Below are 20,496 nucleotides of genomic sequence, written 5' to 3'. Positions count from 1 at the left end.
GGCCTCAGCCCTGCTTTTGGCTAAACAGCGCGTCGAGCTTGCGCTCAAAGGTGTGGTAGTCGATACGATCGTACAACTCCATACGAGTCTGCATGGTCTCGATCACGTTGGCTTGGGTGCCGTCGCGACGAATCGCGGTGTAGACGTTTTCCGCCGCCTTGTTCATGGCGCGAAACGCCGACAGCGGGTACAGCACCAGCGACACATCGGCACCGGCCAGTTGCTCGACGGTGTACAGCGGCGTCGCGCCGAACTCGGTGATATTGGCCAGGATCGGCGCTTTCACCCGACTGGCGAACAGCTTGTACATCGCCAGCTCGGTAATGGCTTCCGGGAAAATCATGTCGGCACCCGCCTCGATGCAGGCGGCGGCGCGATCCAGGGCGGACTCCAACCCTTCCACGGCCAGCGCGTCGGTACGCGCCATGATCACGAAGCTATCATCGCTGCGAGCATCCACGGCGGCCTTGATGCGATCGACCATTTCCTGCTGGGAGACGATTTCTTTGTTCGGACGGTGGCCACAGCGCTTGGCGCCGACCTGGTCCTCGATATGAATCGCCGCCGCACCGAACTTGCTCATCGACTTGACAGTGCGGGCGACGTTGAACGCCGAGGAACCAAAGCCAGTGTCGACATCCACCAGCAGCGGCAGGTCGCAGACATCCGTGATGCGTCGTACATCGGTCAACACGTCATCCAGGCCGCTGATACCCAGGTCCGGCATACCCAGGGAGCCGGCGGCGACACCACCGCCCGACAGGTAGATCGCCTTGAAACCGGCACGCTTGGCCAGCAACGCATGGTTGGCGTTGATCGCACCGACCACTTGCAACGGATGCTCGTTGGCGACCGCATCGCGGAAACGCTGACCGGGCGTGTTTTTGTTGGAACCCTGACTCATGACTCACCTCGTGGAGTGGCTGTCGGTTTCGCGCTGTCCTGGTAGTAACGCGAAATATTGCGTTTCGACGCGCCGATATGACGACGCATCAACAACTCGGCCAGTTCGCCGTCGCGATCGGCAATGGCATCGAGAATCCGGTGGTGTTCGGCAAAGGCCTGGCGCGGCCTGTGGGGCGTAGCGGAAAACTGGATGCGATACATGCGCACCAACTGATACAGCTCGCCGCAGAGCATTTGGGTCAGGGTCCGGTTGCCGGCGCCCTGAATGATCCGGTAGTGGAAATCAAAGTCGCCCTCCTGTTGGTAATAACCGACACCCGCTTGGAACGCCGCGTCACGCTCATGGGTGTGCAGCACCTGACGCAATTCTTCGATCTCTTCGCTAGTCATCCGCTCGGCCGCCAGGCGGCAGGCCATGCCTTCGAGGGACTCGCGGATTTCATAGAGTTCGACCAGCTCGGCATGGCTCAGGGACACCACCCGCGCCCCGACATGGGGGATCCGTACCAGCAAGCGCTGACCTTCGAGGCGATGGATGGCTTCGCGCAGCGGGCCACGGCTGATGCCATAGGTGCGCGCCAGCTCCGGCTCGGAAATCTTACTGCCGGGGGCGATCTCGCCCTTGACGATGGCTGCCTGGATGCGCCGAAAGACATTCTCGGATAGCGTCTCGGAATCTTCCTGGACAGTCACGACCGGCTCCAGCTCTCCCAGCATATTGTCGACACCTTTCTAACCAATAACGCTAAAACTAGCCAATACGACCCTTTCAGTCAAAGAATTAATTAGCATTGTCGACAATAGTCTAAGAGCTGACGCAAACACCCCTTGCCGGTGGAGACAACCGACAGGAAGCGTCCCCAGCGCTGGCGCCATAAAACCAGCGTGCTAGAATGCCGCGCGCACCAGACGATGCCATGCCTGTCATCTTTATCTGAATCTGACAGACGCACGAGGAAGCTTGCGCTGTATTGCCAGTCACCTTGAATCAAGATTGCCCGATACGCGCCAGGATTTATGAGACTCAAGCCCTTCTCCCTACTGCTTTTGTTGCTGCTCGGTCTGCCAGGCTTGAGCCTCGCCACCGAAAAGACCGTCTACGGCCTGAACGAGTACGCGAGCCTGGTGGGAATCGACCTGGAAGTCGCGGCCAAACTCGACACCGGGGCCAAGACCGCCTCCCTCAGTGCCCGTGACATAAAACGTTTCAAGCGCGACGGCGAAAGCTGGGTGCGCTTCTACCTGGCCATCGACGCCGCCCATTCGCACCCCATTGAGCTGCCGCTAGCCCGTGTCAGCAAGATCAAGCGGCGCTCCGGCGACTACGACCCGGATGAGGACAAGACCTATACCGCCCGCCCGGTGATTACCCTGAATATTTGCATGGGGGCGGCTTTACGCAGTATTGAAGTGAACTTGACCGACCGAAGCACATTCCAATACCCGCTTCTGATTGGCTCCGAGGCGCTCAAGCGCTTCGACGCGCTGGTCGATCCGAGTCTTAAATACGCTGCCGGCAAACCCGCCTGCACCGACGACGCTCAAACCGCCGAGTAATTCGCATGCGTGCTCTTACCCTCCATCTGAAAGTTCTGATCGCCGTTCTGGTGGCGTTGGGTATTTCGGTCACGGCCTATCAGATTTTCGTACTGGGGATTCCGGTTACCGAGGATGCCACGGACGACCTGTGGAACATCGACGCCAAGGTCGAGTTCCTCGCCGCCAGCAAGGACCCGGTGAAGATCCAGATGTTCGTGCCGCCACTGAGCCGCGACTACGTCAGCCTCAACGAGAGCTTCATTTCCAACAACTACGGTGTCAGCGTCAATCGCATCGAAGGCAACCGTAAGGTCACCTGGTCGGCACGGCGGGTCAGCGGTAAACAGACCCTGTATTACCGCCTGGTATTGACCAAACGCTATACCGGCGAAAAACCCAAGGTCAAAGGCCCGACCTTCCGCGACAGCATGGCCATCGAAGGCCCGGAAAAGATCGCCGCCGAAGCCCTGCTCGCGCCGATTCGTCAGCACTCGGCGGATGTCGAGACCTTCATCGGCGAAACCATCAAACGGGTCAACAACCTCAACGACGACAACGTCAAGCTGCTGTTGGCGGGCGATCCGTCGACGCCGCGCAAGGCACAGATCATCGAGCTGCTGCTGTCCATCGCCCACGTACCGCTGGAAAAAGTCCACACCATCCGCCTGGTAGCCGACCAACCGCAGGCCCCGGAACTCTGGTTGCGCAGCTTCAATGGCAACGACTGGCTGTACTTCAACCCGGATACCGGCGAGCAGGGCCTGCCCAGCGACCGCCTGTTGTGGTGGACCGGCGACGAGAACCTGATCAGCGTGGAAGGCGGCAAGAAGGCCAGCGTCAATTTCAGCCTGAACAACAGCGAAATGAACGCCATCCGCCTGGCCAAGCTGACCGACGAAAACTCCGACGCCAACTTCCTCGAATACTCGCTCTACGGCCTGCCGCTACAAACCCAGCAGACTTTCATGATCATGGTGATGATCCCAATCGGCGTGCTGGTGATCCTGATTCTGCGCAACCTGGTCGGCCTGCAGACGCTCGGCACCTTCACCCCCGTGCTCATCGCCTTGGCCTTCCGAGAAACCCAACTGGGCTTCGGTATCATTCTGTTCACCATCATCACCGCGCTCGGCCTGTCGCTGCGCTCCTACCTGGAACACCTGAAACTGCAGATGCTGCCGCGGCTGTCGGTGGTGCTTACCTTTGTCGTGGTACTGATCGCCGTCATCAGTCTGTTCAGCCACAAGCTCGGCCTGGAGCGCGGCCTGTCGGTGGCGTTATTCCCGATGGTGATCCTGACCATGACCATCGAGCGCCTGTCCATTACCTGGGAAGAACGTGGCGGCGGCCATGCGATGAAAGTCGCGATCGGTACCCTGTTCGCCGCCTCCCTGGCACACCTGATCATGAGCGTGCCGGAGCTGGTGTACTTCGTCTTCACCTTCCCGACGACCCTACTGATCCTGGTGGGCTTCATGCTGGCCATGGGACGCTATCGCGGTTACCGCCTGACCGAACTGGTGCGCTTCAAAGCCTTCCTCAAGGAAGACGCTTGATGTTCGGCCTGTGGAAAACCTGGAAGGCCTTGGAAGCCAAGGGCATCATGGGGATCAATCGGCGTAACGCCGACTATGTGCTCAAGTACAACAAGCGCAGCCTCTACCCGATCGTCGATGACAAGATCATCACCAAGGAACGGGCGATCAAGGCCGGTATCCATGTACCGCAAATGTACGGTGTGATCTCCACGGAAAAGGACATCGACAAGCTCGGCGAGATCATCGGCGGGCGCAACGACTTCGTGATCAAGCCGGCCCAGGGTGCCGGCGGCGACGGCATCCTGGTGATCGCCGACCGCTTCGAAGGACACTATCGGACGATTTCCGGGCGGATCATCAGCCATGAGGAAATCGAGCACCAGGTTTCCAGCATCCTCACCGGGCTCTACTCCCTGGGCGGTCACCGTGATCGCGCACTGATCGAATACCGGGTGACCCCCGACCAGATCTTCAAGAGCATCAGCTACGAAGGCGTGCCGGACATCCGCATCATCGTGCTGCTGGGCTACCCGGTGATGGCCATGCTACGCCTGCCAACCCGCCAGTCCAACGGCAAGGCCAACCTGCACCAGGGTGCCATCGGCGTCGGCGTGGACCTGGCAACCGGCCTGACCTTGCGCGGTACCTGGCTGAACAACATCATCCGCAAACACCCCGACACCACCAATGCGGTGGATGGTGTGCAACTGCCGAACTGGGACAGTTTCATGCAACTGGCCGCTGGCTGCTACGAACTGTGTGGCCTGGGCTATATCGGCGTGGACATGGTCCTGGACCAGGACAAAGGTCCACTGATCCTCGAACTCAACGCCCGGCCCGGGCTGAATATCCAGATTGCCAACGACTGCGGCCTGACTGACCGGACCCAGGCCGTGGAGGCCCATCTGCAACGGTTGATGGCTGCCGGGATCGACGAAACCCCGCAAGAGCGGGTACGCTTCGTCCAGGACATGTTCGGCCATGTACCGCCCAAGGATGCCTGAGTCCAGCGGCATCGAACGCCATTGACATGCCTATCAACGCCTACCCTCCAGGAGGGCTACACTTGCCGTCCTCGCGCCCAAGACCGATTCGTCCCGTATGCTGACCTGCTCCGTACACCCACTGCCCTATGCTCCTGATCCCGCTCATTACTTCGCGACGATTCGTCATGCCCCTGGTGCCGTGCTGCTCGACAGCGGTCGCCCGGTCGCCGAGCGTGGGCGGTATGACCTGCTCAGTGCCTGGCCGCTTGAGCAACTGACGGTCTTGCCGGACGAGCCGGCGCAAGCGCTGCTACGGCGCCTGCGGGATAACCTGAGACGGCTGGGCGAAGCTGCCCTGCCCGCACCTTATGAGCTGCCGTTCGTCGGCGGGTTGATCGGCTATCTCAGCTACGACTTCGGTCGCCATCTCGAAGCGCTGCCCAGCCAGGCCCAAGACGACCTGCAACTGCCCGATGCCCGCTTTGGCCTGTACAACTGGGCGTTGATCAGCGATCACCAACAAGGCAGCAGCCAACTGGTGCTCCACCCTAGCATGGCCCCCACCGAGCGCGAACGCCTGATCGACCTGTTCAACCAGGCCCCATCGGACCTACACGACGGATTCCGGCTGACCACACCGATGACGGCGGACCTCGACGCTAATGCTTATCACCAGGCCTTCGAGCGTATCCAACGGTACATCCAGGCGGGCGATTGCTATCAGGTGAACTTTGCCCAGCGTTTTCGCGCCGCCTGCCAGGGTGATCCGTGGATCGCCTACCGAGCCTTGCGTGCGGCCTGTCCAACGCCATTCTCCGGGTTCCAGAGCCTGCCCGATCAGGGTGCGGTGCTGAGCCTGTCACCGGAGCGCTTTATCCGGGTCAGCGCCGGCCAGGTGGAAACCCGACCGATCAAGGGCACCCGGCCACGGGGCAAAGACACCACCGAAGACGCGGCGAATGCCGCCGAGCTGCTGACCAGTGTCAAGGACCGGGCGGAAAACCTGATGATTGTCGACCTGCTGCGCAATGACCTGGGCCGTAGTTGTCGGATTGGCAGCGTGCGAGTGCCGGAGCTGTTCAGTCTGGAGAGCTACCCGAATGTGCACCATCTGGTCAGCAGCGTGACCGCCGAACTGGCCGAGGGCCGTGATGCCTTGGACCTGATTGTCGGTAGCTTTCCCGGCGGTTCGATCACCGGCGCACCGAAAATCCGCGCCATGCAGATCATCGACGAACTCGAACCGACGCGGCGCGGACTGTACTGCGGCTCGCTGCTGTACCTGGATGTACGCGGCGAGATGGACAGTTCGATCGCCATCCGCAGCCTGCTGGTCAAGGACGGCCAGGTGTGTTGCTGGGGTGGCGGCGGGATTGTCGCGGACTCCGACTGGCAGGAGGAATACCAGGAGTCGATCACCAAGGTGAGGGTGTTGCTCGATACCTTGCAACGCCTCTAGGCCCGGTATGAAATATATCTGCGCTGGCCCATGCGGCGTTGCCGTTCCTCGCCATCGCCGGCTATGAGCGGCGCAGACGGCCCGCGTCGGCAGGATTTTGTTACTATTGCCGTCTATACGAGCGCAAAGCGCCACTGACTGTAGGAACCGCCTGATGAGCCAACCGTTCGACGTCGCTGAACTTGCCGCGACATATGCCAACAAATCTGCCCAGGACATCCTCAAGCTGGCCTTCGCCCAGTTTGGCGACGATCTGTGGATATCGTTCAGTGGTGCCGAGGACGTGGTGCTGGTGGACATGGCCTGGAAGCTGAACAAGAACGTCAAGGTCTTCAGCCTCGACACCGGTCGCCTGCACCCGGAAACTTATCGTTTTATCGATCAGGTCCGCGAGTTCTACAAGGTCGATATCGAGCTGTTGTCCCCCGACCACAGCAAGCTCGAACCCCTCGTCAAGGAGAAAGGCCTGTTCAGCTTCTACAAGGACGGTCATGGCGAGTGCTGTGGCATCCGCAAGACCGAACCGTTGCGGCGTAAGCTGGCCAGCGTGACCGCCTGGGCCACCGGCCAGCGTCGCGACCAGAGCCCAAGCACCCGCAGCCAGGTAGCGGTGCTGGAAATCGACAGCGCCTTCTCGACCCCGGAACGTACCTTGTACAAGTTCAATCCACTGGCGCAGATGAGCAGCGAGGAAATCTGGGGCTACATCCGCATGCTCGAACTGCCCTACAACAGCCTGCACGAACGCGGCTTCATTAGCATCGGCTGCGAACCCTGCACCCGCCCGGTATTGCCCAACCAACACGAGCGCGAAGGCCGTTGGTGGTGGGAGGAAGCCACCCAGAAGGAATGCGGCCTGCACGCCGGCAACCTGATCGCCAAGAGCTGAAGGCCGAACACGGTCCTTGTAGGAAGCTGGCTGGCCGCAGAAGAGGTTCTTAAGAGACCGCTAAAAGCTTCGCGGGCAAGCTTTGCTCCTACAGGTACGCGCCCCAGCGGCCTTTGCGGCTAATTCTGCTCGCTGCCAGCCGAGCGATCAATGCACTGGCAACTCAACGCCGGCGAACAGCTCTTCGAGCTCCTGCTTGTTGTGGCATTGGATGGCCTTGGCCATGACTTCACGGGTCAGGTGCGGCGCGAACTTCTCGATGAAGTCGCACATGAAACCACGCAAGAACGTCCCACGCCGAAAACCGATCTTGGTCACGCTGGACTCGAACAGCTCACTGGCATCGAGTACTACCAGGTCCTTGTCGAGCACCGTGTCGACTGCCATCTTCGCCACGATCCCGACGCCCAGGCCCAAGCGCACATAAGTCTTGATCACATCGGCGTCGGCGGCGGTGAACACTACTTTCGGAGTCAGGCCGCGATGGCTGAAAGCCTCGTCCAACTTGGAGCGCCCGGTGAAACCGAACACGTAGGTAACGATCGGGTATTCGGCCAGGGTTTCCAGGGTCAGCTTGGGCAGCTTGGTCAGCGGATGCCCTTGGGGCACCACTACGCAGCGGTTCCAGCGGTAGCACGGCATCATCACCAGGTCGCCGAACAGTTCCAGCGCCTCGGTGGCAATCGCAAAATCCACGGTGCCGTCCGCAGCCATTTCGGCGATCTGCATCGGTGACCCCTGGTGCATGTGCAACGCCACATCCGGGTACTGCTTGATGAAATTACTGATCACCAACGGCAAGGCATAACGCGCCTGGGTGTGGGTGGTAGCGATCGACAGGGTGCCCTTCTTCTCATTGGAGAACTCCTGGGCGATCTGCTTGATGCTCTCGACCTTGCGCAGGATCTCTCCGGCGGTGGTGATGATACGCTCACCGGCAGGCGTGACGCGGGTCAGGTGCTTGCCGCTGCGGGCGAAAACCTCGACGCCCAATTCGTCTTCGAGCAAGCGGATCTGTTTGCTGATACCCGGCTGTGAGGTGTAGAGGCTTTGGGCCGTCGCGGAAACGTTGAGGTCGTGGTGCGCCACTTCCCAGATGTAGCGCAGTTGTTGAAGCTTCATATGTATCCCTCAAAGCAGGTAGACGCCACAGGCAGCAGTGGCGATATATAACTATATGAATGGTTTGAATAATAAATCTAGAACTTTTTCATCAATTCGTCGAATTTCTGGCTCAGCTCTCGCTGTGCCGACGACGCTGCAACAACGGCACGAGATAGACCGGCACCTGGGACAACTGCAAGACTCGCGCAGCGGTACGCCCCAAGTGTGCCTCCGTTCCGGTGCCATGACTGTGACTTCCGACAATCAACAGATCGACCGCCAGCTTTTGCGCCTGGTCAAGGATGACTTGTGAAGGATCCCCCAGGATCACTTGAACCGACTGGATCATTGCCAGGTCCTGCCGCCCTTCTCCCAACTCCTCACGGATGCTGTCCAATACCCGTCGCTCGATATTGGCCATCACGGTGTTAAGACCCTGGCTGTGCAATTCGTTCAATGCCTGCTCATCCAGATAACTCTGCAGCACCGACTCCGCGAACAACCCCAAAGGCTCAACCGCATGGACGACATATAACTCAGCCGTGAACGTGCGAGCCAACCCCAACGCATGCTGCATGACATAAGGCGCATACAGGCCGAGGTCTGTGGCATACAGCATCGAACGAATCATGGGGCCTCCTCGATTGCCAGAATGGCGGAGATGGATTGAGCTTAGCAGTGTGCCGGGAAGTTCGACGCCCGGCTGGTCGAGCTAATCCAGAGGCCGTTGCTCATTGCTGATGCCATGGGGCACATGCCCCGTCGCGACCACTTCGCGGGCTTTCTCGCAATGCCCGGCCTGGTCGTCGAAAAACACGTCGGCGGCGAAGGCTTCGAGGAACGCGGATTTTTCCAGGCCTCCGAGGAACAGTGATTCGTCCAGGCGAATATCCCACTCGCGCAAGGTCCGGATCACCCGCTCATGGGCCGGAGCGGAACGGGCCGTGACCAGAGCGGTACGAATCGGACAGGCCTGATCCGCAAACTCGCTCTGCAACAGGTTGAGCGCCGCCAGGAAGCCCTTGAACGGGCCGCCGCGCAACGGCTCGCGCGCCGACTCACGCTCGCTGGCCTGAAACGCCTCCAGCCCGCCCAACTGGTAGACGCGCTCCGATTCATCGGAAAACAGCACCGCGTCGCCGTCGAAGGCAATGCGCAGTTCGGCGCTGGCGGCCCGCCGGGCGCCCCCGGAAAGAATCGTCGCGGCGGCGAAGCCGGCATCCAGGGCACTGCGCACGTCCTCGGCGTGGGTCGACAGAAACAGGTGGCAGCCAAAGGCCGCAAGGTACGGATAAGGACTGCGGCCTCCGACAAACGCCGCACGGGAAATATCCAAGCCGTAATGCTGGATCGAATTGAAGACCCGCAAGCCAGTGTCCGCACTGTTACGCGAGACCAATACCACCTCGACCCGGGCGCGACCGAGGCTGGCATTCAGGCTCAACAGTTTCTTCACCAGGGGAAAGGCATCGCCCGGTTCGAGGATTTCTTCCTCATGCTCGATCTGGTACTTGCGATAGGCTTCGACCCCCAGCGTCAGATAGACCTTATGGCTTTCACTCAGGTCGAACAGCGCCCGCGATGAAATCGCCAACACCAGCTTGTCGCTCAAGCCCTTTGCCATATCAGCTCTCCTGGCTGTTTCGGCCGTTGCGCGCCTCGATGAAAGCCAGGGCCTGGTACAGCGCACGGATATTCGGCAGCTCACACCCAACCGCACGAGCGGCAGCCAGTGGTCGGGCATACACCGCATCCAGCTCCATTGGGCGCTTGTGGACGAAATCGTAGTACATGCTCGGCCAGTAATCCGGCATCTTTTCCGTGGCCTTGAACAGCTGCTCGGCGTACCCAGCCGGCACTGCATGACCGCATGCCTGCGCGCCTAGCACCACTTCGGCCATCAATGCCTGAATCAGCTCGCGGCTGCTGGCATCGTTCATCAAGGGCGTGGTACTGGCCCGCAGCAACACCGACAAGCCGTTGTAGGGCACGTTCCACACCAGCTTCTGCCAGCGCGCCTCTTGCAGGTTACGCATGGCCTGGGACTCGATGCCGGCCCGGTGGAACAACTGGCATCCTTCCTCGACCACCGCCTGGCGGGCACTTTCATCATCACCTGACGGACCGCTGTGATAACCGATTTTCACCGTCCCGAGCACCTGGTGCACGACAGCTGCGGGAGCTGCGCGATGCGCATAGATGAAGCACAGTCCACCGAGCAGGTGCAGCGCATTGGGCAACAATGGCCGCAAGTGCTCCTCGACATCCAAGCCGTTCTGTAGCAACAACACCTTGGCCCCCGGCGCGGCCACCTGGGCGATCAGCGGGGCAAGGCTGGCATTGCTGGTGGTCTTGGCGCCCACCAGCAACCAATCGCACGGCGGCATATCGTCGGCCGAGGCATAGGCCTGGACGGGATCCAGGTACAGCGAGCCGTGGACCGCGCTGTCGATATGCAGGCCGCCGTCAGCCACTGCCGAGAACTCGCTGCGTAGCAGGAAATGCACATCGAAACCGCCACGCGCCAACATCACGCCGTAGAACCCGCCGATGGCGCCGGTTCCGATCACGCCGATACGCGGCCCGGTCACTGAAACTGTCATGGTGACTCCTTGGAGGAAAGCTGTCGTGATTCGAGAAAACTCAGTGCCTGGAGCAGTGTCTGCGTCCTCGGCATGTCACACCCGGCCCGCCGCGCGGCAGCCAGCGGGCGCGCATAGATCGCCTCCAGCTCCATGGGCCGACGGCAGCGATAATCGTGATACATGCTCGGGTAATAATCCGGCACCGCAGTCGCCATTTGCATCAATTGCTCGATAAAACCTGATGGCAATGGGCTGCCGCAAGTAGCGGCGGCATGAGCCACTTCCTCCATCAGGCCGAACACCAGCGCCCGACTGTCGGGATCGGCCATCATCCGTTCGGTACCGCAGTCGAGCAGCACCGACAAACCGTTGGTGGAAATGTTCAGCACCAGCTTCTGCCAGCGCGCCTGCCGCAGATCATCGATCACCGCGGACTCCAAACCGGCCTGGTGAAACAACCCTGTCGCCGCCGCCGCTACGGTTCGGCGTGCCCGCTCGTCCGTCGCCGGACCACTGTGATAGGCAATGTTCACCCCGCCCATGGCCTGATGCACCACCACGCCGGGCGACTCGCGGTGTGCGCAGTTGAGGCACAGACCACCCAGCAGGTGCAATTCATCGGGCAGCGCCAGGCGCAGTTGCTCTTCGACCTCCAGGCCGTTCTGCATCAGAAGGATGCTCGCTCCGGGAGCCGCGATACCGACAATCGATGCAAGCAACCGCGGATCATCCAGCGCCTTGGTACAGACCAGCAGCCAGTCGCACGGCGGCATGTCCTGCGCGGCGATATAAGCCTGGACCGGATTAAGGATCAGCCGACCATGGATCAGACTGTCCACCAACAAGCCATGGGCGGCCACCTGTTGAAATTCGCTGCGCAATAGAAAATGCACATCGAAACCGGCACGTGCCAGCATCACCCCGTAAAAAGTACCAATGGCCCCCGTACCGATAATACCGATACGCGGGGCAGCCACACGCTCGATCATGGCAACTCCTCAGCAATGCCCGCCAATGCCTGTTGCAGCCCCTCGGCAAGCTCGTTCAAGACCAACCGCGAACGCACGGCTCCATAGAACTCACCGTCCTTGACCACGAACAACGCCGGCAAGTGAAATACTTCATAGCGCTGGACCAGCCCGCCGTTGTCACCAGCATCGATCCAGCATAGACGCTCGACCGCCAATTCCAGGCCCGGCAGCACCTCTCGGGCGAAACGGCAGCTAGCGCAGCCGGCGCTGGTGAAGATAATCAGGGAAACACCTGGCAGAGCCAATAAACTCCGATCTGCGTCAAAATCCGACAATTCCAGACTCTTCATTATACGGGCGCAAGGTTTTTGCGCTGATCGACAGCCGAAGTGGTTTGGCATGCTGCGTTTTCTACCTGATCCCGTAGACGTCCCGGTAAAACTCACTGTGCTTGAGCCTGCCGGCATTTCCCGTAGGCGAAGCTGCATGTTACTCCAGCTACCCAGCCCGGTGCGTGAAACGCAAGCCTCGGCTAGCCATTTATAAGGACCTTAGCGGATGAAACAGGCCGTGCCCATTGCCCGCCCACGGTCTAACGCGCTAAGGTTCCGCTCCCCGACACGCTCAATCGCTGTGTACCGCCGCGCGGGGCTGGCGGCCGGCACCTGTGACCTGACGAGTAACACGATGGCTGATTTACCGATCAACGACCTTAACGTCGCCTCCAACGAGACGCTGATCACGCCTGATCAGCTCAAGCGTGATATTCCCTTGAGCGACGCTGCCCTGCGCACCGTGACCAAGGGTCGCGAGGTGATTCGCAATATTCTCGATGGCACGGACCATCGCCTGTTCGTCGTTATCGGGCCCTGCTCGATCCACGACATCAAAGCCGCCCACGAGTACGCCGAGCGCCTCAAGGTACTGGCTGGCGAAGTCTCTGACAGCCTGTACCTGGTGATGCGTGTCTATTTCGAGAAGCCGCGGACCACGGTCGGCTGGAAAGGCCTGATCAACGACCCTTACCTGGATGACTCGTTCAAGATCCAGGACGGCCTGCATATCGGTCGGCAATTGCTTCTGGACCTGGCCGAAATGGGTTTGCCCACCGCCACCGAAGCCCTTGACCCGATCTCGCCGCAGTATCTGCAGGACCTGATTAGCTGGTCAGCCATCGGCGCGCGCACCACCGAATCCCAGACCCACCGCGAAATGGCCTCCGGCCTGTCCTCGGCGGTCGGATTCAAGAACGGCACCGACGGCGGCCTGACCGTAGCGATCAACGCCTTGCAATCGGTTTCCAACCCACACCGTTTCCTCGGTATCAACCAGGAAGGTGGCGTGTCGATCGTCACCACCAAGGGCAATGCCTACGGTCACGTGGTACTGCGTGGCGGCAACGGCAAGCCCAACTATGACTCGGTGAGTGTCGCGGTCTGCGAGCAGGCGCTAGCCAAGGCCAAGATCAAGGCCAATATCATGGTCGACTGCAGCCACGCCAACTCCAACAAGGATCCGGCCCTGCAACCGCTGGTGATGGAGAACGTCGCCAATCAGATTCTCGAAGGCAATCAGTCGATTATCGGCCTGATGGTCGAAAGTCACCTGAACTGGGGCTGCCAGGCCATTCCCAAAGACCTCGCCGACTTGCAATACGGCGTGTCGATCACCGATGCCTGCATCGACTGGCAAAGCACCGAGAAAATCTTGCGTAGCATGCATGCCAAGCTCAAGGATGTGCTGCCCAAGCGCGCACGTACCTGACGGCGGATTAATCCCCCGCACACAAAAACGCCGGGCAATGCCCGGCGTTTTTGCAGATGTTCGGTTGACTCAGATCTTCGCCGCGTGCCGCTGATGACGTTCCATGTAGCGCTCTACATAGGAGCAGGACGGAATCACCGTATACCCCATGCGATCGGCGTACTCGAGCGCCTGCTCGGTCAGGGCCGCCGCAATGCCACGGCCACGCAAGGCGTTGGGCACAAACGTGCGGTAGATATCCAGGGTCTGCTTACCCAGATCCATATAGGTCAGGTAGGCACGGTAACCGTCCACATTGGTCTCGAACTGATGACCAGCCTGGTCATGGTGGATGGACAACGCCTCGCTCATCACTACTCCTCGCGGGTCTTGGTATGGGACCCTACCTTACCGATCTTTTTCCGGCGAAGAAACCACTACGCCACCTCGTGCCGGCTTGGACAACGAGAAAAGCCGAACGCTCCCTGGAAAACCGAACACGTACCAAATAGTAGGCACTCTTGGTTCAAATGCTCAAGACACGCTCGTCACATGACCTATCAGCATTTCGATGATAGCGCGACCACTACCCTTTCGGCGAAAAAACTGAACACAAATTGAAGATCGCCGGAGTGTTGCGCGATTACGACGAGCCCCCTTGATTAAAGTCACTTTTCATTTAACACAAAGAGCGTCCCCGCAGCACGGACGGTAGAGAACAAGAGTCATCCGCTACAGTTAGAACGACTCTTAGTACACACTGGACACTCGTCGGTGATGGCACACTAGCGCACTTGAAGATCACCTCATGCGCTCGAAACAGGGTCTATCGCGACATATTTTTTGACAGAACCATAAAAAGTTAGCCGAAAAATACTCTCGGCCAAAATTTTTTTTGCTTCTTGCGCTACGTCAGTTTACTTACTACAAGTAATGGGTAGTATGTGCGTCGGCTATTTCCTCACTCTGGGGTTATGGTCATTAATAGAAAGTCCTTGAAGGGGAACACGATGAACAACGTTCTGAAATTCTCGGCTCTGGCCCTGGCCGCTGTTCTGGCTACCGGTTGCAGCAGCGTATCCAAAGAAACCGAAGCTCGTCTGACTGCTACCGAAGACGCCGCTGCTCGCTCCCAGGCTCGTGCTGACGAAGCTTACCGTAAAGCTGATGAAGCTCTGGCTGCTGCTCAAAAAGCACAACAGACTGCTGACGAAGCTAACGAGCGCGCTCTGCGCATGCTTGAAAAAGCAAGCCGTAAGTAATAGTCCTTCGGGGCCGTTACCCAGCCGATCCATGCTTGGATCGGCTTTTTTATGTCCGTGGGTGTGCCACGGCACATAAACCCGCCTGGGTGCCCAGGCCTGGCGGGTCGATTGCAACCGTTACTGGAGCAGGTCGATCGGTGCGTTCGACACCAGCGACGGCGCACCCGGCACAGCGATTTCGGTCGGCAGGCCATCTTCGGCCGCGACCACGTCACGCACCTCGTCCCAGTTCACCCGCAGGTTTTTCGCCAGGTCTTCACGCTTGAGCAGGGCATTGATCACCGCCGTGTGCTTGTCGACCACCGACGGGTTACCGTTATCATCCACCGGCGTATGCGCCTCCAAGTAGACCTTGCCACCGCTAATCCCAAACTTGTAGGCCTCATTGATGATCCGCACCGAGGTGCCGACCGGCACCATACCGGCCATCTCCAGCACATTGTTATTGAACATGCGGAAGCAGCCGTGGCTGGTTCGGGTACCGATACCGAACTTCATGTTCGAACCGTGAATCAGATAGCCAGGCGTGCCGAGGGTGAACTTGAACGGCCCTAAAGGGTTGTCAGGGCCGGCTGGCACCACATTGGGTAACGGATCGCCGTTGGCGGCATGTTCGGCCTTGATCGAGGCCGGCGGCGTCCAGGTCGGGTTTGGCGTCTTGGCAATAATGCTGGTATGGGCGATCGGTGAGCCCCAACCCTCGCGACCGATCCCCAGCGGGAAGGTATAGACCACGTCCCGGCCTTTCGGGAAGTAGTACAGGCGATATTCGGCCAGGTTGATCACAATGCCTTCGCGTGGCCCCGGCGGTAGGATGAAGCGGGTCGGCAGGACGATATCGGTGCCCGCCCCCGGCAACCAGGCATCGACACCCGGGTTAGCTGCGACCATCTCCGAATAGCCCAGGTCGTAGGTGGTGCCCAGGTCGGCGAAGGTATCTTCATACTTGGCCTGGATCACCTGGACCTGGCCGACGATATCCTCGCCCGGCGGTGGCAGCGGCAATTCCAGCGCGCTAACAGGGCCCGCCGCACACAGCGCGGCAACGGACAGATAACGGGTGACGGCAGGAAAGCGCGACAACATCCGGGGAATCCTTCGCATGATCAACGGTGAAATAAGCACTCATTATACACCGACGCTCCCCCACAACGGGAGCTCGTCCCCGAGGACATTGGCAGCGCTTGAGCGAGGAGACAGACAGGTTTTACAGCTCGAAACGCAATTCCGGCCAGATCGGCGGCGTACCGCGTTTCTGCGATTCGAGAATCGCCCGGCAAAATGGGCACAGGCGCTGGTCGCGGAAGATCGACTTATCCACTCCCGACCAGCGTGGTTGCGCTGGCAGCAAAGTGCCGCAGAGCGTCCGGTCGGCGGAGCCACCCAACTCCAACTGACGCGTAACCAGATGTACCCGCACTTCCTGGCAGGCGAACAGGTCCAACTGCTCGTCAGGTTCGATCAGTTGATAAGCAAATAGGGACCAGGCGGGACGCTGCATCGGCGGCTCCAAATCGGGGGCGCCACCTTAGCCGAAAAATCGCTGCTAAAAAAGCTCAAAGCAGCGGTTTCAAGGTCGGCCAGACGTTATCGAGCAACTTGCTCTGACCCGCCGGTGCCGGGTGAATGCCGTCGGCCTGCATCAGTTCTGGATGACCGCCCACGCCGTCGAGGAAAAACGGTACCAGCGGGATGTTCTTCTCCTGAGCCAATGTCGGATACACCTCGGCAAACGCCTTGAGGTAACGCGCACCATAGTTGGGCGGCAATTGCATGCCCAGTAGCAGAACCTTGGCGCCGCTGGCTTGGGATTGGTCGATCATCGATGCAAGGTTTTGTTTCAATTGCGCCGGCAACTGCCCGCGCAGGCCATCGTTGCCCCCCAGTTCGAGAATCACCAGGTCCGGTTTATGCTCGGCAAGCAGCGCGGGCAGCCGTGCCTGGCCACCGGCACTGGTGTCGCCACTGATGGAGGCATTGACCACTTTGTCCTTGAAACCCTCGTCCTTGAGGCGCCTTTCGAGCAATGACACCCAACCGACACGGGTATCCAGGCCGAAAGCTGCGCTGATACTATCGCCAACAATCAGAACTGTACCTGCCGCCGCGCTCTGGGCCATGCACAGCAAGGCCAGGCCGGTACTCAAAAACCACACTCGCATCGGATTCTCCATGAGCCAAAGCATTCTCACCGCGCAGAACCTTAGCAAAGTGGTTCCCAGCGCGGAAGGTGAGCTGACCATCTTGCACCCTTTGAGCTTGACGTTGAACAAGGGCGACAGCCTGGCCATCGTCGGTGCCTCGGGCTCCGGCAAATCCACCCTGCTTGGCCTGCTGGCCGGCCTCGACCTGCCCAGCAGCGGTGAAGTCACCCTCGCCGGGCGTGCCCTGAGCAGCCTGGACGAGGATCAACGTGCGCGAATCCGCGCCGAACACGTCGGCTTCGTGTTCCAGAGCTTCCAGTTGCTCGACAGCCTCAACGCCCTGGAGAACGTCATGCTGCCGCTGGAATTGGATGGCCGCCACGACGCCCGCGAGCGTGCCCGCCACCTGCTGGAACGGGTCGGCCTGGGCCAGCGCCTGACTCATTCGCCGCGCCAGTTGTCCGGTGGCGAGCAGCAACGGGTGGCCATCGCCCGGGCCTTTGCCGCCGAGCCGGAGGTGCTGTTCGCCGATGAACCGACTGGCAACCTCGACAGCCACACGGGCGAACGTATCAGCGACCTGTTGTTCGAATTGAACAAGGAGCGCGGTACCACACTGGTGCTGGTGACCCACGACGAACGCCTGGCCCACCGCTGCCGGCGCCTGATCCGCCTTGACGCCGGCCAACTGGTCGGCCCCCTGGAGCCTTGATGGCACGCTTGCCGCTGTTACGTCTGTTTAGCCTTGCTGGCCGCCAGCTCATGCGCGACGCCCGTGCCGGCGAGCTGCGGGTATTGTTTTTCGCCCTGCTGGTCGCCGTGGCAACCAGCACTGCCATCGGCTATTTCGGCGCCCGCCTGAACGACGCGATGATGCTGCGCGCCACCGAATTCCTCGCTGCCGACCTGGTGCTCGAGGGTACCTCGCCAGCGCACCCGGAACAGATCCGCAGTGGCCGTGACCTGGGCCTGGAGCATGCGCGGATCGTCGAGTTCGCCAGCGTGATCGCCACCGACAACGGCATCCAACTGTCGAGCATCAAGGCCGTCGACGACCGCTATCCCTTGCGCGGCGAACTGAAAAGCGCCGCCGAGCCGTTTGGCACCGAAACCGCCGGTGGCGAACCCCGCCCCGGCGAGGCCTGGGTCGAAGCCCGGCTGATGACGGCGCTGGGCCTGAAAATTGGCGACAGCATCGATGTCGGTATGAAGACCCTGCGCCTGGCACGGGTACTCACCTATGAGCCAGACCGGGCCGGCAACTTCTACAGCCTGACTCCCCGTGTACTGATCAACCTCACGGACCTGCAAGCCACCGGCGTGGTGCAGCCCGGCAGCCGGGTCAGCTATCGGGAACTCTGGCGGGGCCCGGCCAGCGCCCTGGCCACTTATCGCGACCTGCTCAAACCGGGACTGGAGGCGAACCAACGCCTGCTGGATGCCCGCGACGGCAACCAGCAGATCGGGGGAGCCCTGGGCAAGGCCGAGCGCTACCTAAACATGGCAAGCCTGGTGGCGGTTCTACTGTCCGGGGTGGCCGTGGCCCTCAGTGCGGCACGCTTCGCCGCCCGCCGTTTCGATGCCAGCGCCCTGCTGCGCTGTCTCGGGCTGTCGCGCCGGGAAACCATGGCACTGTTCAGCCTGCAGTTGGCGATCCTTGGTCTGCTCGCCAGTATCGGCGGAGCCCTGGTCGGCTGGCTGGCACAACTGGGGTTGTTCTATCTGCTGCACGACCTGTTGCCCGCCGATGTGCCGCCTGGCGGCCTGATGCCAGCCGTGGCCGGTATCGGCACTGGCCTGGTGGCCCTGGCCGGTTTCGCTCTGCCGCCGCTGGCCGCGCTGGGCCGGGTACCGCCGCTACGGGTACTGCGCCGCGACCTGCTGCCGATCCCTGCCAGCACCTGGCTGGTCTACGGCGCGGCGCTGCTCGCTCTGGGCTTGATCATGTGGCGCCTGAGCCTCGACCTGGTGCTGACCTTTGCCCTGCTCGGCGGCGGTGTGATGGCCGCGCTACTGCTCGGGGGCCTGCTACTCCTCGGCCTGCAAAGCCTGCGTCGACTGCTGGCCGGGGCAGCACTGCCCTGGCGCCTGGGACTGGGCCAGTTGCTACGCCATCCGCTGGCAGCCGCCGGCCAATCCCTGGCCTTCGGCCTGATCCTGCTATCCATGGCGCTGATCGCGCTGCTGCGCGGCGAGTTGCTGGACACCTGGCAGAACCAATTGCCCAAGAACGCGCCGAACTATTTCGCCCTGAATATCCTGCCGGCGGACAAAGACGGCTTCCGTGACCACCTGATCAAGCTGTCGGCGCAATCGGCACCGATCTACCCGGTGGTGCCGGGTCGCCTGATCAGCATCAACGGCAAGCCGGTGCAGGAGATCGTCAGCAAGGACTCCAGCGGTGACCGCGCGATCCAGCGCGACCTCAGCCTGACCTGGGCCGCCGACCTGCCGCCGGGTAACACGCTGACGGCCGGCAGTTGGTGGTCGGCGCGACTGGGAGGCGATATTCCCGGTGTTTCAGTGGAGGCCAAGGTTGCCGACAGCCTGAAACTCAAGCTCGGCGATCACCTGGTGTTCACCGTCGGTGGCGCCAACCGCGAAGCGCGGGTGGCCAGCTTACGCAGTATCAACTGGGACAACTTCCAGCCGAACTTCTTTATGATCTTCCAGCCCGGCACCTTGCAGAACCTGCCGGCAACCTACCTGACCAGCTTCTATCTGGCACCGGGGCATGACAAGGACATCGTCGAGCTGGCTCGGGACTTCCCGGCGGTGACCGTCTTGCAGGTCGAGGCCTTGCTCGAACAACTGCGCAGCATCCTGGCGCAAGTCACCATCGCGGTCGAGTACGTGTTGCTGTTCGTCCTCGCGGCGGGCATGGCGGTGCTGTTCTCCGGCTTGCAGGCAACCCTCGACGAACGTATTCGCCAGGGTGCGCTGTTGCGGGCGCTGGGGGCGGAGCGACGATTGCTGGTCAAGGCCCGGCGGATCGAGTTCGGCCTGCTGGGCGCGGTCAGTGGCCTGCTGGCAGCGCTGGGCGCAGAGCTGGCGAGCCTGGTGTTGTACCGGTTCGCCTTCGACCTGCCCTGGCACCCTCATCCATGGCTATTGCTGCTGCCAGTGATCGGTGCGTTGATGATCGGCGGCGCGGGCGTATTCGGTACCCGTCGGGCACTGAATGCCAGTCCGCTGACAGTGCTGCGCGAGGGTTGATCGACTCGCGTCCCTGTTCACTTGATCGATTGACGATGGGCCGTTACTCACAACGACCTGAGCAACGGTGCCATCATCGACCACCACTCACAAAATCGATAGGGATGTTCAGCGTAGAGACAAGCGATAGCCGCGACTAACAGTTGCGATC

The 20,496-nt window shown here is 60.8% G+C and carries 21 protein-coding genes; 9 read left to right on the top strand and 12 right to left on the bottom strand.

What is annotated here, in order from left to right; all coding sequences use genetic code 11:
* Nucleotides 1-4: 4 nt before the first annotated feature.
* On the bottom strand, nt 5-904 hold the full coding sequence (prpB, locus tag BMX68_RS02305; protein ID WP_017134246.1) for a methylisocitrate lyase: 900 nt from the start codon (nt 902-904) through the stop codon (nt 5-7).
* The gene (locus BMX68_RS02300) at nt 901-1,623 is read right to left on the bottom strand and encodes a GntR family transcriptional regulator (protein WP_017134247.1); all 723 of its coding nucleotides are present in this window, start codon (nt 1,621-1,623) and stop codon (nt 901-903) included. Before BMX68_RS02300 ends, prpB begins: the two co-directional genes overlap by 4 nt.
* 300 nt (nt 1,624-1,923) lie before the next feature.
* On the opposite strand from BMX68_RS02300, the gene rloA reads away from it, so the two are divergent.
* The 5 genes from rloA (at nt 1,924) to BMX68_RS02275 (ending at nt 7,317) form a co-directional block, all read left to right on the top strand.
* On the top strand, nt 1,924-2,463 hold the full coding sequence (rloA, locus tag BMX68_RS02295) for a retropepsin-like aspartic peptidase RloA (protein ID WP_017134248.1): 540 nt from the start codon (nt 1,924-1,926) through the stop codon (nt 2,461-2,463).
* Nucleotides 2,464-2,468: 5 nt separating this feature from the next.
* The gene (rloB, locus tag BMX68_RS02290) at nt 2,469-4,001 is read left to right on the top strand and encodes an osmotic stress tolerance membrane protein RloB (protein WP_017134249.1); all 1,533 of its coding nucleotides are present in this window, start codon (nt 2,469-2,471) and stop codon (nt 3,999-4,001) included.
* On the top strand, nt 4,001-4,987 hold the full coding sequence (locus BMX68_RS02285) for an alpha-L-glutamate ligase-like protein (protein WP_017134250.1): 987 nt from the start codon (nt 4,001-4,003) through the stop codon (nt 4,985-4,987). Before rloB ends, BMX68_RS02285 begins: the two co-directional genes overlap by 1 nt.
* Nucleotides 4,988-5,084: 97 nt before the next feature.
* Nucleotides 5,085-6,428, top strand: coding sequence for an aminodeoxychorismate synthase component I (gene pabB, locus BMX68_RS02280; protein ID WP_017134251.1), 1,344 nt, complete (start codon nt 5,085-5,087; stop codon nt 6,426-6,428).
* 154 nt (nt 6,429-6,582) lie between these two features.
* Entirely contained in the window at nt 6,583-7,317 is a 735-nt protein-coding gene (locus tag BMX68_RS02275; protein WP_017134252.1) for a phosphoadenylyl-sulfate reductase, read from the top strand.
* A gap of 147 nt (nt 7,318-7,464) precedes the next feature.
* On the opposite strand, the gene cysB is transcribed toward BMX68_RS02275, so the two are convergent.
* From cysB to BMX68_RS02245, 6 genes are all read right to left on the bottom strand, one after another.
* Entirely contained in the window at nt 7,465-8,439 is a 975-nt protein-coding gene (gene cysB, locus BMX68_RS02270; RefSeq protein WP_017134253.1) for an HTH-type transcriptional regulator CysB, read from the bottom strand.
* A 112-nt stretch (nt 8,440-8,551) separates the two neighbouring features.
* A complete protein-coding gene (locus BMX68_RS02265) occupies nt 8,552-9,052 on the bottom strand; it encodes a universal stress protein (RefSeq protein ID WP_017134254.1) in 501 nt (166 codons plus the stop codon).
* 81 nt (nt 9,053-9,133) lie between these two features.
* On the bottom strand, nt 9,134-10,045 hold the full coding sequence (locus BMX68_RS02260; protein WP_017134255.1) for a 5'-nucleotidase: 912 nt from the start codon (nt 10,043-10,045) through the stop codon (nt 9,134-9,136).
* A 1-nt stretch (nt 10,046) separates the two neighbouring features.
* Nucleotides 10,047-11,024, bottom strand: coding sequence for a putative 2-dehydropantoate 2-reductase (locus tag BMX68_RS02255; protein WP_017134256.1), 978 nt, complete (start codon nt 11,022-11,024; stop codon nt 10,047-10,049).
* A complete protein-coding gene (locus BMX68_RS02250) occupies nt 11,021-11,995 on the bottom strand; it encodes a putative 2-dehydropantoate 2-reductase (protein ID WP_017134257.1) in 975 nt (324 codons plus the stop codon). Before BMX68_RS02250 ends, BMX68_RS02255 begins: the two co-directional genes overlap by 4 nt.
* Nucleotides 11,992-12,327, bottom strand: a complete 336-nt coding sequence (locus BMX68_RS02245; RefSeq protein WP_060783863.1) for a thioredoxin family protein — start codon at nt 12,325-12,327, stop codon at nt 11,992-11,994. The genes BMX68_RS02250 and BMX68_RS02245 overlap by 4 nt, the downstream gene beginning before the upstream one ends.
* A 337-nt stretch (nt 12,328-12,664) precedes the next feature.
* On the opposite strand from BMX68_RS02245, the gene BMX68_RS02240 reads away from it, so the two are divergent.
* Nucleotides 12,665-13,741, top strand: a complete 1,077-nt coding sequence (locus tag BMX68_RS02240) for a 3-deoxy-7-phosphoheptulonate synthase (RefSeq protein WP_017134259.1) — start codon at nt 12,665-12,667, stop codon at nt 13,739-13,741.
* Nucleotides 13,742-13,810: 69 nt separating this feature from the next.
* On the opposite strand, the gene BMX68_RS02235 is transcribed toward BMX68_RS02240, so the two are convergent.
* On the bottom strand, nt 13,811-14,092 hold the full coding sequence (locus tag BMX68_RS02235; protein WP_017134260.1) for a GNAT family N-acetyltransferase: 282 nt from the start codon (nt 14,090-14,092) through the stop codon (nt 13,811-13,813).
* A 638-nt stretch (nt 14,093-14,730) separates the two neighbouring features.
* Here BMX68_RS02235 and oprI point away from each other — a divergent pair.
* The gene (gene oprI, locus BMX68_RS02230) at nt 14,731-14,982 is read left to right on the top strand and encodes an outer membrane lipoprotei OprI (protein WP_003172710.1); all 252 of its coding nucleotides are present in this window, start codon (nt 14,731-14,733) and stop codon (nt 14,980-14,982) included.
* Between the two features lie 120 nt (nt 14,983-15,102).
* On the opposite strand, the gene BMX68_RS02225 is transcribed toward oprI, so the two are convergent.
* The 3 genes from BMX68_RS02225 to BMX68_RS02215 all read right to left on the bottom strand — a co-directional run bounded on the left by BMX68_RS02225 (nt 15,103) and on the right by BMX68_RS02215 (nt 17,147).
* Nucleotides 15,103-16,071: a L,D-transpeptidase family protein gene (locus BMX68_RS02225; RefSeq protein WP_017134261.1), complete on the bottom strand. Its 969-nt coding sequence runs from the start codon at nt 16,069-16,071 to the stop codon at nt 15,103-15,105.
* 121 nt (nt 16,072-16,192) lie between these two features.
* Nucleotides 16,193-16,486 carry a hypothetical protein gene (locus tag BMX68_RS02220; RefSeq protein ID WP_017134262.1) on the bottom strand — a complete coding sequence of 98 codons (294 nt, stop codon included), beginning with the start codon at nt 16,484-16,486 and terminating at the stop codon, nt 16,193-16,195.
* A 55-nt stretch (nt 16,487-16,541) separates the two neighbouring features.
* Entirely contained in the window at nt 16,542-17,147 is a 606-nt protein-coding gene (locus BMX68_RS02215) for an arylesterase (protein WP_017134263.1), read from the bottom strand.
* Between the two features lie 10 nt (nt 17,148-17,157).
* On the opposite strand from BMX68_RS02215, the gene BMX68_RS02210 reads away from it, so the two are divergent.
* Nucleotides 17,158-17,841, top strand: a complete 684-nt coding sequence (locus tag BMX68_RS02210) for an ABC transporter ATP-binding protein (protein ID WP_017134264.1) — start codon at nt 17,158-17,160, stop codon at nt 17,839-17,841.
* Nucleotides 17,841-20,345: an ABC transporter permease gene (locus BMX68_RS02205; RefSeq protein WP_017134265.1), complete on the top strand. Its 2,505-nt coding sequence runs from the start codon at nt 17,841-17,843 to the stop codon at nt 20,343-20,345. The genes BMX68_RS02210 and BMX68_RS02205 overlap by 1 nt, the downstream gene beginning before the upstream one ends.
* Nucleotides 20,346-20,496 lie beyond the last annotated feature (151 nt).

Source organism: Pseudomonas agarici (assembly GCF_900109755.1).
Lineage (GTDB): Bacteria > Pseudomonadota > Gammaproteobacteria > Pseudomonadales > Pseudomonadaceae > Aquipseudomonas > Aquipseudomonas agarici.
Note: the sequence above shows the minus strand (reverse complement) of the source record. Positions and strands in the feature narration are given on the sequence as shown.

Coding starts and splice junctions, on each gene's coding strand:
- prpB (WP_017134246.1), bottom strand. CDS start 904: ATGAGTCAGGGTTCCAACAAAAACACGCCCGGTCAGCGTTTCCGCGAT.
- BMX68_RS02300 (WP_017134247.1), bottom strand. CDS start 1,623: ATGCTGGGAGAGCTGGAGCCGGTCGTGACTGTCCAGGAAGATTCCGAG.
- rloA (WP_017134248.1), top strand. CDS start 1,924: ATGAGACTCAAGCCCTTCTCCCTACTGCTTTTGTTGCTGCTCGGTCTG.
- rloB (WP_017134249.1), top strand. CDS start 2,469: ATGCGTGCTCTTACCCTCCATCTGAAAGTTCTGATCGCCGTTCTGGTG.
- BMX68_RS02285 (WP_017134250.1), top strand. CDS start 4,001: ATGTTCGGCCTGTGGAAAACCTGGAAGGCCTTGGAAGCCAAGGGCATC.
- pabB (WP_017134251.1), top strand. CDS start 5,085: ATGCTGACCTGCTCCGTACACCCACTGCCCTATGCTCCTGATCCCGCT.
- BMX68_RS02275 (WP_017134252.1), top strand. CDS start 6,583: ATGAGCCAACCGTTCGACGTCGCTGAACTTGCCGCGACATATGCCAAC.
- cysB (WP_017134253.1), bottom strand. CDS start 8,439: ATGAAGCTTCAACAACTGCGCTACATCTGGGAAGTGGCGCACCACGAC.
- BMX68_RS02265 (WP_017134254.1), bottom strand. CDS start 9,052: ATGATTCGTTCGATGCTGTATGCCACAGACCTCGGCCTGTATGCGCCT.
- BMX68_RS02260 (WP_017134255.1), bottom strand. CDS start 10,045: ATGGCAAAGGGCTTGAGCGACAAGCTGGTGTTGGCGATTTCATCGCGG.
- BMX68_RS02255 (WP_017134256.1), bottom strand. CDS start 11,024: ATGACAGTTTCAGTGACCGGGCCGCGTATCGGCGTGATCGGAACCGGC.
- BMX68_RS02250 (WP_017134257.1), bottom strand. CDS start 11,995: ATGATCGAGCGTGTGGCTGCCCCGCGTATCGGTATTATCGGTACGGGG.
- BMX68_RS02245 (WP_060783863.1), bottom strand. CDS start 12,327: ATGAAGAGTCTGGAATTGTCGGATTTTGACGCAGATCGGAGTTTATTG.
- BMX68_RS02240 (WP_017134259.1), top strand. CDS start 12,665: ATGGCTGATTTACCGATCAACGACCTTAACGTCGCCTCCAACGAGACG.
- BMX68_RS02235 (WP_017134260.1), bottom strand. CDS start 14,092: ATGAGCGAGGCGTTGTCCATCCACCATGACCAGGCTGGTCATCAGTTC.
- oprI (WP_003172710.1), top strand. CDS start 14,731: ATGAACAACGTTCTGAAATTCTCGGCTCTGGCCCTGGCCGCTGTTCTG.
- BMX68_RS02225 (WP_017134261.1), bottom strand. CDS start 16,071: ATGTTGTCGCGCTTTCCTGCCGTCACCCGTTATCTGTCCGTTGCCGCG.
- BMX68_RS02220 (WP_017134262.1), bottom strand. CDS start 16,486: ATGCAGCGTCCCGCCTGGTCCCTATTTGCTTATCAACTGATCGAACCT.
- BMX68_RS02215 (WP_017134263.1), bottom strand. CDS start 17,147: ATGCGAGTGTGGTTTTTGAGTACCGGCCTGGCCTTGCTGTGCATGGCC.
- BMX68_RS02210 (WP_017134264.1), top strand. CDS start 17,158: ATGAGCCAAAGCATTCTCACCGCGCAGAACCTTAGCAAAGTGGTTCCC.
- BMX68_RS02205 (WP_017134265.1), top strand. CDS start 17,841: ATGGCACGCTTGCCGCTGTTACGTCTGTTTAGCCTTGCTGGCCGCCAG.